Below are 14,057 nucleotides of genomic sequence, written 5' to 3' on the forward strand. Positions count from 1 at the left end.
TCGCACCTTTGTTCTATATCATTTAAGATGTGGAATCTTCAGTGAACAAAGAAAAGAACCAATGAACTTCCTCCTCGACACCATCACTTACGTACCTGATACCATAGTGATTAGTAGTCATTACTTTGAGCATGTAAACGCCAAGTTAGAAATCAAGTCATGATTGGTTTTCAAAATTTCAGACCGAATTCTAATTCGTATTTATTTGGATGAAAGCATCAGGTTAGTCAGTCTCTGGATTATGAAGTGGACACCTTTTTTTTATAAAAATATAACTAATTTTAAGGTTTTATGAATGAGGTTACTGAAATTATTTATACCATTAATTATTCTTTTACTATCCCCAGTTGCTAATTCTGAATCATTTAATATTTTGAATGCTATTAGCGATAGTGGTGACATTAAATTAGTCAAAGAGATGATTAAAAATAAAAAATATACTGTTTATATAGAAGGGGAAAATATTCAGATTGACGATTTTATTGATGATTATGGTGATGTAAGGTTTGAGAGTCTTCCAAAAATAAAAGTCGCACGCTATAAGAAACATATATCATTTCAATCCTTAAAAAATTCAATTGTTATTGATCGTGAAGGAAAAGTTAGAAAGTTAAATTTGATTGAGCCAGATTATTCAGATATTGATTTGATAAATAAATTTGCTGATTTAGATACTTTATATATATCTGGATTAAGTTCGAAAGAACCATTAGATTTATCGTCGTTTGAAAGTTTAGAATATCTAATGCTTTTTGATAATAAGTCAACTGAAATTATCTTCCCTAGAATCAATAAAATAAAAACAATAAATATCATGTACACAGATGTTGAGATTCTGAGTGGCTTGGAATATGTATCTCAACTTGAGTCTTTAGATTTAGTTTATACAAAATTAAGAAGCTTAAGTGGGTTTGAGAAATTAAGGAATATTAAAAGGTTAGATTTACATACTATAGGTGAAAGTTTTGCAGGAAAAGTTTCCCTGTTTAATCTCAATGATATCAAATATTTAACAGTAGACGGAGGAAATTTATCTCAAACAAAAGATATAAGCAAATTGGAAAATCTAACATATCTAATTATCACTGAAGTGGACAGGTTGGATGAGGTGGTTTTGTCTAAAAAATTAGAGTCATTGATAGTGACAGCATTGAATTCAAATGCGTTTCCTCAGATAGAAAACTGTGAAAATCTGAATTTCTTAAAGATCACAGATGCAAATTTCACTTCAGTGCCAGATTTGAAACGTTTAACAAAGTTGAAGGAAGTTAAACTTGAAAATAATCAGCTGAAGGATATAGCTGGATTAAGAAAATTGGTTAATTTAGAAGAGTTATACCTCAAAGATAATAACATTTCACAGATTTCAGATCTTGCAGGGCTCAAGAAACTGAGACTTCTTGATTTGGAGGATAACCAAATTAAATCTGTTTCTGGGCTAAGAGACATGCCTTCTTTAAAAGCTGTGAACTTTGAAAATAACCCTGTAGAAAGTGTTGATTTTGAAATGGTGGATCAGTTTAAAGGCGTTATGTTTAACATCTCTGAAACGCCATTCCACGAAACTTCAACATTAGAGCAGAGAAAACGAATGGGCATGTACTATTGATTTAAGTAGCGCCATGAAAATTAATTTTTTATTGTGAAGCTAACGTAGATATTCTTCCTCTGGCATGTCCAGAGGGAGAATACTATTGAAAATTTAAACACCATTGGTTTTTCAGAAGGTAAAGTTAGACGACGACGCCCATCGCACCTTTGCGCTTAATCTTTTAAAATGCGGAATCTTAAACAAATAAATAAAAATACATCACATGAACATACTCCCCGGCACTTTCACCCACATCCCTGCGATCACGGCTATTTTTAATCATTACATTGAGCACACGAACGCCAGATTTGAAACCGAGCCGATGACGCTGGGTAATCGTAATGAGTGGTTTACGCAATTCCGTCCCGATTCTCCACATCAGCTTTTCGTTGCCCTCGAAAACCATCAGGTGATAGGGTTTGTCTGTAGCCAGCCTTACCGGCCTAGCGTTGCATTTGCACAAACCGTTGAAGTGACCATTTACCTTCACCCCGATGCGAAGGGGCACGGGTTGGGGAGTGTGTTAATGAAAACCTTACTTGATGCTTTAGCGACTCAACCGGTGCACTGTGCCTTATCTGGCATTGCTTTGCCGAACGATGCATCGGTGGCGCTGCATCAGAAATTCGGCTTTCGTGAGGTCGGCGTTTTTCATGACTATGCCAGAAAACAGGGCGAGTACATCAGCTCACTCTGGATGGAAAAGCGATTTGACTAATCCCATATTTCAGGCAGCTATTCCGATACCGATTGAAAAACATCTGTCGCGGTCAACGGGCTCGATATGACCAATTCGAGATTTCAAAATGAAGAATACGGTTTTGCCATTAGTGCCAGAGCTGAATGGTGAACCTCTCACAGCGTGTTCCTGTTCGGGACGAATGACAGGCGGGTAAAGAGGATATTGTCGTTGCCGGAACTGAAATCGACTGCCATGCAAAACAGTAACCCAATGAGCCAAACCAGAAATTAATTTTTGGCTCAATACCGCAAAGTGATATGTTCAGGCGAGTGCGGCGATTAAAGCAGTTGATTAGGGTATTCAATCTGATAGGGTTTCCTGATTGGATCTTGATGACCGAACCATTGTGCCTGTGTACGGAACCGAGAGTTGAAAAGAATCATCGTGTGCTGATTCCGCAACCCGATAGCTGATGTGAAAACTGGTCACAGAACGCTGACAATGCTTAAAGTCCCGAGCACGAACCCCCAAAATTCTATTCAGTTGTGTCATTAACGGGATTGCAAAAAGAAGGAAGTTTCACTCTCTTTGATTGCAAATCCCAAAGATCCGCATGGTGCAGAATTCATCTTTACGCAAATGCCGTTTGAAGAACTGGCAAACGATCAAGACGAATGTGAAGAAATTGAACATGCTGAAATGGTTGAAGAGTCCTTCAAAGAAGCAAAGAAAATTGAAGAGCTCAGAAACCTTTGGCTGAACGCAACAAATTTTTAGGATCAATTTAAACCATGAAGAAAAAATTACTTGCTTATAGCTTAGGTGCACTTTGTGTTGGTGCAATCGCCTACCCAGCGTGGAAAATGATTAAAGAGAAGTTGGCTTATGATAAGGATTATCAGAAGCAACTGACGTCATTGGTTAAAGCGGTTGAAATAAAACGATGGAAAACAAGAACAGACATACTTTCATGGCGAATAAACGCAAGTATACCGGAAGATATTGAATATGAGGTATGGGATGAACAATATGAGATTCCAAGAATATTATTCAAGGCCAGAAAGTCTGGAGATTTCTATTATCATCTTTATTCAATGGGAATAGATGGGAAAGACGTCAAACTTGTTGCAACACGTGAGGATTTTGGATCTGATATTTGGCCTTTAGGATATTTTACACGCCCTAATCGTTCACCCGATGGAAGATATATCATTTCAACATCAAATGATAAAAGCTTTGGCTGTACCCTTTATGATATAGATAAAAGAAAAGGGCATAGTTTTGCATCAGGTCGATGTTTTGTTGAATCATGGACTGATGATGGGAGAGTGGCAATCATAAACATTAATGCTGAAACTGCATTATTAACGCTTAAGTCTAAAGAATTAAAATATATAAAATATATTTATAGCCAAGATTTCGATGATGCTAATAATATATTTTTTTAGTGAAAAACAAAACAAAAGCAATTTCAAAGATTTACAATGATAATGATTATGTAAATTCCATTCAAGGAAGTGGGGAGCAGATCATATACGATATGCCAGGTTTCAAAAATCCTGAACGAGGTAATTATCTTTCTGAAGAATGTAAATCTGGTGGAGCATTTGGATTGAACTCAAGCCTTTTTACTTGTAGTTATGATAGTAATAAACTTGAGTACAATGTGTATGAATCAAATAACCCTAACAAGATAATAGGAAAAAGTTTAGGTTTTCGTGTGATTGAATTAGGTAAGTGGGCAATGCAAGATGGTGAAATATATAGAATAGTTAATAAATCGGAAGATACACCATTATCTAGGGTAATGTATAAATATGACTTTGGAGATGAATATGAAAGCTTTGTTTATGATGATTTATATCTTCCGATAAGTGCGCTGGAAAAATTTGAAGGTGTCAATCTTTCGGAGTATTTCCCTGAATTACCTTCAAAAGAAAGATATGAAGATACTTGGATTGATTTATTATATTAATAAAGGTTACGTCAATGGCTATAGAAAAAAAGATACAGTCTGGTTTTTATTTAATGGGCGTCTGTATGATAGTGTCCATTCCCCCTATGCTGAAACAGTCTAAACTGGATGTTGCTACAACACCACTAGATGAATTGTTTGTGCATTCAAATCGCCAGGCGTTTGAACCCCAGGAACATACCGCTGATATTCAGTCTGCCAAACTCCATTAGGTCTCTGAAGACGATACGGCCAGGCTGACTCAACAGTGCGCAGTATTGAATCAGTATGCATCTTCAAATACACCTGTGGCGTATGTGGAAGGGCATAATAAAGGATTCAAAGTGACGCTTGAGCGAGACCTAGAGGATGAAAATATAGGCTTTGTACAAGAGATCTATGCAATTTTGAATGACACGAAGAGTGAGAGGCAACAGTCTGTACTGCTAGAGCCATCAGGGGATGGTAGTGGACACTTTATTCACGGTGTATTTGAAGGGATGCCTTCAGATGGTGAGTTTTCTCTGTACATCGCGAGTCCGTGTGATCCGAACAGTGGTGAATATGTGTTTTTTAATAAATCTTATCAAAAGATGATGGAGCCGGATCAATTTGAACCATTTACACCCGATCCAGAAAAAGAAACTCTAGATACGGAAGAAAACCTGAATAAAGAACAAAGACTAGAAGACCTAATGACGATGTGGAAAAAGAAGCATTAGGTATAGATATATAGGAATGATGAGATGAATAAATTAAAAAAATCAGTAATTGCAGCGCTAGGGCTATCTGTAATAGGTGGCTCTGCAGCATATGGATATTTCTATGTCACAAATCCATATGATGAAGAGTATATGGAAAATTTAAAATATATTGTGGAATACGCAGATAAATCAGAGGATAAAATATCTCGTGTTGCTTGGCCGATATATATAGAAATACCGGAAGAGCCTAAGATTGAAATTTGGGATAGAAAATTTAACATGCCTCAGATTATGTTTTTTTTATCGATGAAATCGAAAGGTGATAAGGGTGGTCTTTATATCATGAATATGAATGGTACCGATGTTCGGATTCTTTTTACACAAAAAGAAATCGGTGGTATTCCAGAGAGGAAAGGGTTATCACGACCAAATCGATCACCAAATGGTAGATATATTATCACCGCTATTCAGCCTGAAGGATTTAATTACAAATGTGCTATATACGATTTAAAAAATAGGCAGGTTGAAGATTTAGGATATGGGCGATGTTATAACTTTCATTGGGACAAAGATTCCAATGGAGTATATTATGTTGGTGGGAGGAGTTGGCAGGATCCATATTATTATGATGTAAATAAAAAACAACAAAAACACTTACATCCGATCCAGGATAACTTTCTTGATGAGTTAAGCTTTGAAGACGATCTATCAGGAGGTCTTCCTATAGATAATGGCGTACATTATATTCGACAAGTAAAGCGTGACTCGTATAAACTGGCTGATTATTATGGAAGAGAGTTTAAATTTAAATTACCTGATATGAAATATATTGGAGAAGTGAACTCTTTACCGAAAAACTGTGACTATGGTCAAAATTTCAGTGCGGATAGTAAATATTTCACATGTGCTCACTCTAAAGATGGGCAGTATTATTACACACTAGAAAAACCACACGAAAAAATAGGGAAAGCCAGAGAATCTTTGATTATACAAGCTGGGAATTGGTATATGCCTGAGAATTCTAATGTTATATTCAGAAGTACCATTCATGACGAGAGTACACCAATATCTGGAATTTATTATTCTTATAACTTATCCAAGTCAAAGGATTTTATCGGATATCTTTCATATTATCTTCCTGCAGATTTATTACAAAATTATGAAAGTATGAGTTTTAGTGATTTCTTTCCACCATTGCCTAATAAAAAAGTTTACCAGGAAACACGAACTAAAATTATCAACAAGGAATAAATTATGGCTGAGTTATCAATTTCTAGAATATATTTGATGGGGCGTATCCACAATATTGATGGTGACGTTTCTAGAGGGTCTAAATTATTTGCTTTTATGAGTCGCTCGTTTTTGGAGGAGATAATTGGTATGGTGAGTTTACTTATAACTAAAACAATCAATCAATTAGTAAGTAAGGTAAAGTCAGGTTACCCAATAGCTTATAGCGATCAGTATGGTAAGTTAAATATTATCTCCGATGAGATAGGAAACAATATTGAATCAACTATAGTAGGATCCCCCATAGTCGTAAAGCCAGGTGCTTGCGGATCCCCTCATAATTTCCCCAACCCACAAGTGTGCGTAAGGCGTTGATATTCGGACATCGCCCAGTGATATTAGGACTCTTTAATCTTGTATCGTCGATGGCTCCTAACTGTCCACTTCCCCTATGCTGAGACAGTCTAAACTGGAGATTTCTGCCACATAACAGCAGGAGAGCAACATGAAGAAGTCACGGTTCACCGAAACACAGATAGTCGCGATTCTCAAAGAAGCAGATGCTGGCTTGAGGTCGATGATATTTGCTGTCATCCCCGTATTTCAGCCAGCTATACTCATACCGATTGAAAACAGCGGTTGTGGTCACACTGGCGTGAAATGAAACCGACGGGAGAAAGACGATGAAATACCAGGGAAGCTGCCACTGCGGCAATGTTGCTTTTGAGGTGGAAGGAGAGATTCAGGAAGCACTGGCTTGTAACTGCTCTATCTGTCAGCGAAAAGGTTCGTTATTGTGGTTTGTGCCCCGCAGTGAATTCAAGTTGCTGTCGCAAGACAGCGCAGCAAGCACTTACACCTTTAACCAGCATGCGATTCAGCACAGGTTTTGCCCGACGTGTGGTATTCACCCTTATGCGGAAGCGACAGACCCGCAGGGCAACGCCATGGTCGCCATCAATATCCGATGTATTGACGGTATCGATCTGGATGCAATTGCGGTGAAGCATTTTGATGGCCGGTCGTTGTAATCTGATCTTGCTGGTGTGATGATGTCACCTGTTGCGTAGTTGCGTAGTTGCGGAGTTGCGGAGTTGCGGAGTTGCGGAGTTGCATGGTTGAACAGACAAAACAGGGGGCGAAGTTGGTCGCAGGAAACAGGGAATTTTCGACACTTTGGCGGCCAGCGCAATTTTCCGGCATTGAACTGCTGTCCGCCTCGTTTACTCAGTTTGAATTCTCCCGTCACTGGCATGAAGAACTGGCCATTGGTGTGATAGAAGAAGGCGCAGAAGGGCTATTTTACCGGGGCAGCAACATCGTGGTTCCTCAGCGTCAAATCGTGGCGATTAATCCCTCGGAAGTGCACACGGGTTTTGCGGGCAGTGAGCAAGGATGGCGATACCGGATGTTTTACTTTGCTCCGGAGATGATCGAACAGCATTTTGCTGACAGCGACAAAGGCGTTGATCCTATCATCGACCGCTCTGTGATCGACAATCCGGCCCTGTTTGATTTGCTGCTTCAACTTCATGTGGCCTTTGAAGCCACCAGTTTTGATCTGACCAAACAGTCTTTGCTCACGGTGGCGCTTGAATCCTTGTTTACGCAATACGGCAATGCCGGTCGTGATGCCGACAAGGTTGGGCATACACAGAAGCATACGGGTGTTATCCGGGACTACCTGCACGACAACTGGCAGGACAATGTCACCCTGGAGGCGCTGGAAACCGTGAGCGGTCTGACGAAATTCAAACTTATCCGGGCTTTTAAATCCCACTACGGGCTGACGCCGCACCAGTTTTTGCTGCTGACAAAGGTGCAGAAAGCCAAAACACTGTTACTGGAGGGCCACAGCTGTGTTGAGACGGCGCTCCACTGCGGCTTTTTTGATCAAAGCCATTTCACCCGCAACTTTAAACGCGCTTTTGGCGTGCCTCCCAAGCATTACGCGATACAAGCTTAGCAACTGCAATTTCATACAAGAAGCCATTCTCTCCGGTGTTTAGCATATACCCGTAGCCTGAGGTTACACGGATCAGAAGTGTTGAATGAAACGGAGATAAACAGATGAGTTTCTTATTATTGTGGTTGGGTGTCATGTTGCCATTAGTGTTCAGTCCGGGGCCGGCGAATATCGTGTTTGCCGCCTCTGGTGCCAGTGTCGGGGTCCGGCGCTCTCTGCCATTGCTGCTGGGGATAGACACAGTGTTTTTGATCAAGTCCTTACTGATTGGGCTGGGATTGGGCGCGCTCATTCAAAAGTATCCGCTGGCGCTGCAGTTATTACAGTGCGCGGGAGCTATCTATATTATTTATCTGGCGGTGGGTTTTCTGAAAACCAGTCTGCTTGAGCACAACGGGCAGCAAAAGCGCTTAGGGTTTTACGATGGCGTGATCATTCAATTACTCAACAGCAAAGGCTGGCTGCTGGTCTTGCTCATGTTTTCCCTGTTTTCAGAAAAAGCGTATCAGGAATACGGCGACCAGTCGGTGTGGGTGTTAGTGGTGTGGCTTGCCATTCTCAATATCTCCATGCATCTGGTGTGGATCTGGGCCGGCGGCTTGTTAGCGAAACTGGCTGGTGACAGCAAAAATCAGAAAGTACAGGGCTATATTTACTTCGCATCGCTGATGGTTGTTGCTGTCTGGTTGCTGGTTGATAATCCAATCTGGCAACACGGGGGATAGCCTATGAAAGTGGCTGCGCTGCTTCAGATATGCGCGATTTCATGCTCTGATTGCATGCAATCATAAAACGTATATATTGCTGTATATCAGTATGGTCTGAAGTCGTTCAGTCGGGAGGGGCAATGTTTGCGGAATACGGGGTGTTGAATTTTTGGGCCTATGTGGTCGGTGCCATCTTTATTGTGCTGCTGCCCGGGCCTAACTCTCTGTTTGTGCTGAAAACCGGCATGGGGCAGGGGATCAGGCAAGGCTACCTGGCGGCAACGGGCGTGTTTATCGGCGATGCTGTGTTAATTTTCTGCGCCTATGCCGGTGTTGCGACCCTGATTCAGACAACACCGATTTTGTTTACCCTGGTACGCTATCTTGGTGCGATTTATCTGTTGTTTCTGGGGGGAAGATTGTATACAGCGCATTTCGGTCCCGCGAATCGGCAGACATGTCTCCGGCGCTACAGGGTAAAAAGGTGTTCCGCAAAGCCCTGATACTCAGTTTGACCAATCCCAAGGCCATTTTGTTTTACGTGTCTTTCTTTGTGCAGTTTATTGATATGAGCTACGCCAGTCCCGGAGTGCCATTTCTGATTCTGGCGGCGGTACTTGAAATCATCAGCCTGATTTTTCTCAGCGTGCTGATTATTGCAGGCGCCTACATCACCCAGTTGGTACGTGCCAGCAAAGGCATGCAGAAGATAGGCAATGCTTTGATGGGCACGCTGTTTATCGGTTTTGCTGCCCGGCTGGCCATGTCGAATGCCTAAGCGCCATTGGTGATAAACCAGGTTCAGGAACACAATTCCTGAACCTTTCATCCCATTCTGCTCTGGAACATACACCCAGTACCGCGCTGTTGAAATGCGCCGCAGCGCATGACTCGAGACAGTATTTGATTGGCATTTGTGTTCTTCTCTGTCAAAATCACTTGAAAATACTTAAGTGGTTTTGAGTGTATGACTCAAGAAGAACGCCTGATTCACCTGACTTCGCTGATCGAACAGCAAGGGAAGGTGACCCTCAATGACATTTGTGAGCAATTTACTGTTTCTCGCGATTCTGCCCGCCGTGATCTGGTGAAGCTGACTCAGCAGCCGGGTATCCAGCGTATCCGTGGCGGTGCGGTCAGAGCCTCGGTATCGGCCCGTCTTGAACCCTATTCCGGCAAAATGATCAGTGAAGCCAAGCAAGGGCTTGCTCGGTGCGCGGCACAACTGATCGACGCCGATGATCATCTGTTACTTGATACCAGCACGACACTGACCTTGATGGCGCGATACATTCGCCAGCCTGCGACTGTCATTACCAACTCGGTTGATATTTTGCAGCAACTGGCGGACAACCCTCATGTTGCCGTGCATTTACTGGGCGGTAAATTTGATGCTTTCCACCGCGCGGTGTTAGGCCATCAGGCTGAAAAGCAGCTGGCTGACTATCGGGTAAATAAAGCCTTTATCGGCGTCTGTGCATTATCAGAACATGGCTTGTCGACTAATAATGAACAGGAAGCCTCGCTCAAAAAAGCCATGATGGCTCAGGCGCAGCAGGTGGTTGTGGTGTGCGAGCAGCACAAACTGGGCCAGAATAATTTTCATCATGTCTGTGGCCTGGATGGCATTGATGTACTCATCACAGACCAACCACTTACAAACGCTTACGCCGAATGCTTTGACAGCCACGACATTCAAGTGATCGTGGCTTCCACCACACAAGGACCGCTTTGATATGCGATATTCTCCGGTAAAAACAGCCGTCATTGGCTACGGTTTTTCTGCAAAAACCTTCCACCTGCCTTTCATTGCGGCGATGGATGAGCTGGCGCTGACCGCGATCAGCAGCAGCCAGACCGCGGCGGTTGCCGCCGATTACCCTGGCGTGACCTGTTTCAGCGATGCTGATGCCCTGTTGACCGACAGTGATGCCGAACTGGTGATCATCACAGCGCCCAACGACGTGCACTTTCGTCTGGCGAAACTGGCGCTGGAAAACGGCAAGCACGTCATCGTCGAAAAGCCTTTTGTCACCAAAGTGGAAGATGGCGAAGCCCTGATTGCCTTAGCCGAAGAAAAAGGGCTGGTGCTGAGTGTTTTCCACAATCGCCGCTGGGATGGCGACTTCCTGACCGTGAAAAAGCTGGTGGAAGACGGCAGGCTGGGCGAGGTGAAGTACTTTGAATCACACTTTGACCGTTTTCGCCCCGTGGTGCGTCAGCGCTGGCGGGAAATGTCTGAAGACGGTGGCGGTATTTTGTTTGACCTGGCACCGCACCTGCTGGATCAGGCGCTGGCACTGTTCGGCAAGCCTCAGGCCCTGACGGCCCAGTGTATGGCCATGCGGCCGGGGGCGAAAACCATCGACTATTACAACCTGATCCTTCAGTACCCGGATCACTTGGTGCAGCTGCATTCGAACCTGTACAGCCCGGAGCCGAACTTGCGCTTTAAAGTGCTGGGCTCACTGGGTAAATACGAGAAATATGGCCTGGATCCACAGGAAGATTACCTCAAAGCCGGCGTAAAACCCGAGCAGCCAACATGGGCAGCAGAGGACGCAGCCCATTATGGTCAGTTGCATCAGGAAGATGGTTCGCAAATCATTGCGACTGAATTGGGTGGCTATCAGCATTACTTTGCCGGTGTAACAGATGCGATTCGACTCGGCACACCGAATCCGGTTCCGGCCGAAGAGGCGTTGCTGAATATCAAGCTGATTCAACTGGCGCTGGAAAGCAGCCGGTTGGGGCAAACCATGAAGGTGGATGCATGAGCCTGACCCTGGACGTTTTGGCACAGCAGGAAGCGGACTTGCAGCTTGAGCAGTTTAATCACGAGACCGCCTGGGCGCTGGGAACCTTGCTGAAAAATCTGGCTGAAGCGAAGCAGGCCTTTGTGGCGATCGAAGTGTACGCATTTGGCCAGATTCTGTTCAGCTATGCCATGGCGGGCACGAACCCGGATCATCAGGACTGGATTCGCCGCAAACGCAACAGCGTGCTGCGGTTTGGTAAAAGCTCTTATTATCTTGGACAGTACAACGCCCGCAAGCAGCGGGAGTTTGAGAGCCAGCGCCACATCGATGCGCGGGAATACTGTGCGCATGGCGGCTCTTTTCCGCTGCGCATTCAAGGATGCGGGCTGGTGGGCGCGGTGACAGTCTCCGGCTTACCCCAGGAGGCAGATCACCAACTGGTGACGGAGGCATTGCAGCAAATTTTTCAGTCCCGACCGGGAAAGTAACCGTGAAACCGCTCATTTGAGCGGTTTTTTTCGGCGTTTGGCGAACGCGCATCATGGCGCAGGCGCTCGAAACCAGTGACATTTCCATGAGAATCACAAAACAGAAGGATATAAAACAATTTGTCTATGATTCAATTGCGGCATGAATGTAGTATGCAACTGAATTGAAAGACAATAATAAAAGGAGTCTCGAATGCAATGTCCCAAGTGTCATTCGAAGTTTGAGCATATTACAACCCCGCTGGGTGATATTGAGCGCTGTTCCGCTTGCAAAGGTTTATGGCTGGACGCTTACGAAATCGAAAAAATGAAGCCGCTGGCCGATGCCGTTGATATCGGGGATGCCGGGATTGGTAAAACATTTAACGGTATCGACCAGATTGAATGCCCTGTCTGTCCAAGCAATAAGCTGCTCAGACTGGTTGATCCGAAACAACCTCATATCTGGTTTGAAAGCTGCCCGACTTGTAAAGGCCGTTTTTATGATGCCGGAGAGTTCAAGGATCTGGCAAAAATCGATTTGTCTGATTTCTTCAAGCGCTTCCTGGTTCAAGAGCGTCTGTAAGTACCATTGAGGTTGCTACATTAGAAGAGCACTGCGATTGGTATTGGCGTGTATGCGTTGATCCCGTCGCGGTTGCCTGGCCGGAAAGTTGCAGCACTTACGGCCCGATATCACCCAGAGTCAAATTGTATTATCTGTCAATTGCACATAATTACATTCAATCTTCTGTTAACTCGCAAAAATACAGATTATTTTTCTGAAGCATACTCAGCCTGCCAAACTCCACATTGCATCTAAGCAATTGGAGATCATCGTGATGAAAAAATCGATAGCGTTCATGGTTTTTCCTTTCATTGCCAGTTCTGTCGCGCTGGCTCATGACCTGTATCCCGCTGTACCCGGTTCACCTGTTGCTCAACACATGATTGATCAGGGCAGGGAGATTCAGCCGCTGGTGTCTGATGAAGATTTTGTATTCAGACCCTATCAGAACCCGTTTGATGAACAGGCGTTTTTTGACAGTTTCGCCCCGAACTGGGGTTCCTTGAAAGAAACCCTGATGCACTGGAGCGGCGCGACTGGGGTTGATCCCAGAGTCATCCTGGTCACTGTCCTGCTGACGGAAGACTGGCAACCGGACGCGGATGTTAACGAAGCGCAAGACATTCAGTTCAAAGAAGCGATCAAACGCGTTGCCAATCATCTTTCGCAGTATTTTTACCGCTATGAGGCTGACACAGCCATTCCGACCAATGCGTCGACGCTGGCAATTCTCAGCACACTGAATGATCCGCAGCGCGCCGCAGCATGGTCGCAATCCTATCTGGCCTGGTTTGGTGAACCGGCGCCAAAGCAGCAGAGCCGTGCGCAATCGCGTGCCGTCAGCACGCTCGCTCCCCTTCCGGCTTTATGCAGATGCCCTGGTTCCAAGGCTACAGCTGGGTGCCGAACGGGCCGCATGCGCACAGCGGATCAGGCTTTCCGCTTTCTTCGATAGATGTCTCGTACGACTGGCCAGCCTGGGGCGGAGCGACGTACAGCGTCACCGCAGCTCACGACGGCTATGCCACGGTGTTATCACGGTGTCAGGTGCGGGTCACCAACCCGAACGGCTGGGCGACCAATTACTACCACATGGACGGTGTTCAGGTCTCCAATGGCCAATGGGTCAACAAAAATACCAAACTGGGTACTTACGCCAACAATCGCTCGACCGCTTTGTGTGAGGGCGGGTCGTCAACCGGGCCGCATCTGCACTTTTCACTGTTGTATCAGGGGCGCTTCCAGTCGATGCAAGGCACCAGTTTTGGGCCATATCAGGTTCAGACCGGACGCTACAGCTACGACGATAACTGCAGCTATACTTGGCTGGTGGATCAGCGCAGCAATCAGAAAATCTGCTTCTGGCGCCGGATAGACAATCCGGTGATGTGATTCTTGAAACAGAGCTTGCATTGCACACGAAAGATTC

Annotated in this window: 19 protein-coding genes and 1 pseudogene; all 20 read left to right on the top strand. The window is 44.3% G+C overall.

Going from position 1 to position 14,057, the window contains the following annotated elements:
• Positions 1-295: 295 nt before the first annotated feature.
• The 20 genes and pseudogenes from P4S53_RS06330 to P4S53_RS06425 all read left to right on the top strand — a co-directional run bounded on the left by P4S53_RS06330 (position 296) and on the right by P4S53_RS06425 (position 14,020).
• Positions 296-1,609, top strand: coding sequence for a leucine-rich repeat domain-containing protein (locus P4S53_RS06330; RefSeq protein ID WP_337111924.1), 1,314 nt, complete (start codon positions 296-298; stop codon positions 1,607-1,609).
• Between the two features lie 205 nt (positions 1,610-1,814).
• Entirely contained in the window at positions 1,815-2,309 is a 495-nt protein-coding gene (locus P4S53_RS06335) for a GNAT family N-acetyltransferase (RefSeq protein ID WP_337111925.1), read from the top strand.
• A 552-nt stretch (positions 2,310-2,861) separates the two neighbouring features.
• Complete coding sequence (locus P4S53_RS06340) at positions 2,862-3,050, top strand: hypothetical protein (RefSeq protein WP_337111926.1); 189 nt, start codon at positions 2,862-2,864, stop codon at positions 3,048-3,050.
• A 14-nt stretch (positions 3,051-3,064) separates the two neighbouring features.
• Complete coding sequence (locus P4S53_RS06345) at positions 3,065-3,721, top strand: hypothetical protein (RefSeq protein WP_337111927.1); 657 nt, start codon at positions 3,065-3,067, stop codon at positions 3,719-3,721.
• Positions 3,721-4,248: a hypothetical protein gene (locus P4S53_RS06350; protein WP_337111928.1), complete on the top strand. Its 528-nt coding sequence runs from the start codon at positions 3,721-3,723 to the stop codon at positions 4,246-4,248. Before P4S53_RS06345 ends, P4S53_RS06350 begins: the two co-directional genes overlap by 1 nt.
• 14 nt (positions 4,249-4,262) lie before the next feature.
• The gene (locus P4S53_RS06355; protein WP_337111929.1) at positions 4,263-4,460 is read left to right on the top strand and encodes a hypothetical protein; all 198 of its coding nucleotides are present in this window, start codon (positions 4,263-4,265) and stop codon (positions 4,458-4,460) included.
• Between the two features lie 45 nt (positions 4,461-4,505).
• A complete protein-coding gene (locus P4S53_RS06360) occupies positions 4,506-4,949 on the top strand; it encodes a hypothetical protein (protein WP_337111930.1) in 444 nt (147 codons plus the stop codon).
• Between the two features lie 24 nt (positions 4,950-4,973).
• Positions 4,974-6,182 (top strand): hypothetical protein, encoded by a 1,209-nt coding sequence (locus P4S53_RS06365; protein ID WP_337111931.1) that lies wholly within the window; start codon positions 4,974-4,976, stop codon positions 6,180-6,182.
• 3 nt (positions 6,183-6,185) lie between these two features.
• Complete coding sequence (locus P4S53_RS06370) at positions 6,186-6,536, top strand: hypothetical protein (protein WP_337111932.1); 351 nt, start codon at positions 6,186-6,188, stop codon at positions 6,534-6,536.
• A gap of 130 nt (positions 6,537-6,666) precedes the next feature.
• Positions 6,667-6,825, top strand: coding sequence for a hypothetical protein (locus tag P4S53_RS06375; protein ID WP_337111933.1), 159 nt, complete (start codon positions 6,667-6,669; stop codon positions 6,823-6,825).
• Between the two features lie 19 nt (positions 6,826-6,844).
• On the top strand, positions 6,845-7,192 hold the full coding sequence (locus P4S53_RS06380; RefSeq protein ID WP_337111934.1) for a GFA family protein: 348 nt from the start codon (positions 6,845-6,847) through the stop codon (positions 7,190-7,192).
• 83 nt (positions 7,193-7,275) lie between these two features.
• Positions 7,276-8,127 (top strand): AraC family transcriptional regulator, encoded by an 852-nt coding sequence (locus P4S53_RS06385; RefSeq protein WP_337111935.1) that lies wholly within the window; start codon positions 7,276-7,278, stop codon positions 8,125-8,127.
• 104 nt (positions 8,128-8,231) lie between these two features.
• Complete coding sequence (locus P4S53_RS06390; RefSeq protein WP_337111936.1) at positions 8,232-8,852, top strand: LysE family translocator; 621 nt, start codon at positions 8,232-8,234, stop codon at positions 8,850-8,852.
• A gap of 227 nt (positions 8,853-9,079) precedes the next feature.
• Positions 9,080-9,612, top strand: a pseudogene (gene leuE / locus P4S53_RS06395) (leucine efflux protein LeuE).
• A 189-nt stretch (positions 9,613-9,801) separates the two neighbouring features.
• Positions 9,802-10,569 carry a DeoR/GlpR family DNA-binding transcription regulator gene (locus P4S53_RS06400; RefSeq protein WP_337111937.1) on the top strand — a complete coding sequence of 256 codons (768 nt, stop codon included), beginning with the start codon at positions 9,802-9,804 and terminating at the stop codon, positions 10,567-10,569.
• A gap of 1 nt (position 10,570) precedes the next feature.
• The gene (locus P4S53_RS06405; RefSeq protein WP_337111938.1) at positions 10,571-11,611 is read left to right on the top strand and encodes an oxidoreductase; all 1,041 of its coding nucleotides are present in this window, start codon (positions 10,571-10,573) and stop codon (positions 11,609-11,611) included.
• Positions 11,608-12,081, top strand: coding sequence for a heme-degrading domain-containing protein (locus P4S53_RS06410; RefSeq protein WP_337111939.1), 474 nt, complete (start codon positions 11,608-11,610; stop codon positions 12,079-12,081). Before P4S53_RS06405 ends, P4S53_RS06410 begins: the two co-directional genes overlap by 4 nt.
• 193 nt (positions 12,082-12,274) lie before the next feature.
• Positions 12,275-12,646, top strand: coding sequence for a zf-TFIIB domain-containing protein (locus P4S53_RS06415; protein ID WP_337111940.1), 372 nt, complete (start codon positions 12,275-12,277; stop codon positions 12,644-12,646).
• A 256-nt stretch (positions 12,647-12,902) separates the two neighbouring features.
• On the top strand, positions 12,903-13,583 hold the full coding sequence (locus P4S53_RS06420; protein WP_337111941.1) for a hypothetical protein: 681 nt from the start codon (positions 12,903-12,905) through the stop codon (positions 13,581-13,583).
• Positions 13,529-14,020 (top strand): M23 family metallopeptidase, encoded by a 492-nt coding sequence (locus tag P4S53_RS06425; RefSeq protein ID WP_337111942.1) that lies wholly within the window; start codon positions 13,529-13,531, stop codon positions 14,018-14,020. The genes P4S53_RS06420 and P4S53_RS06425 overlap by 55 nt, the downstream gene beginning before the upstream one ends.
• Positions 14,021-14,057: the final 37 nt, after the last annotated feature.

Source organism: Photobacterium sp. Hal280 (assembly GCF_037162255.1).
In the GTDB taxonomy this organism is placed as follows: domain Bacteria; phylum Pseudomonadota; class Gammaproteobacteria; order Enterobacterales; family Vibrionaceae; genus Photobacterium.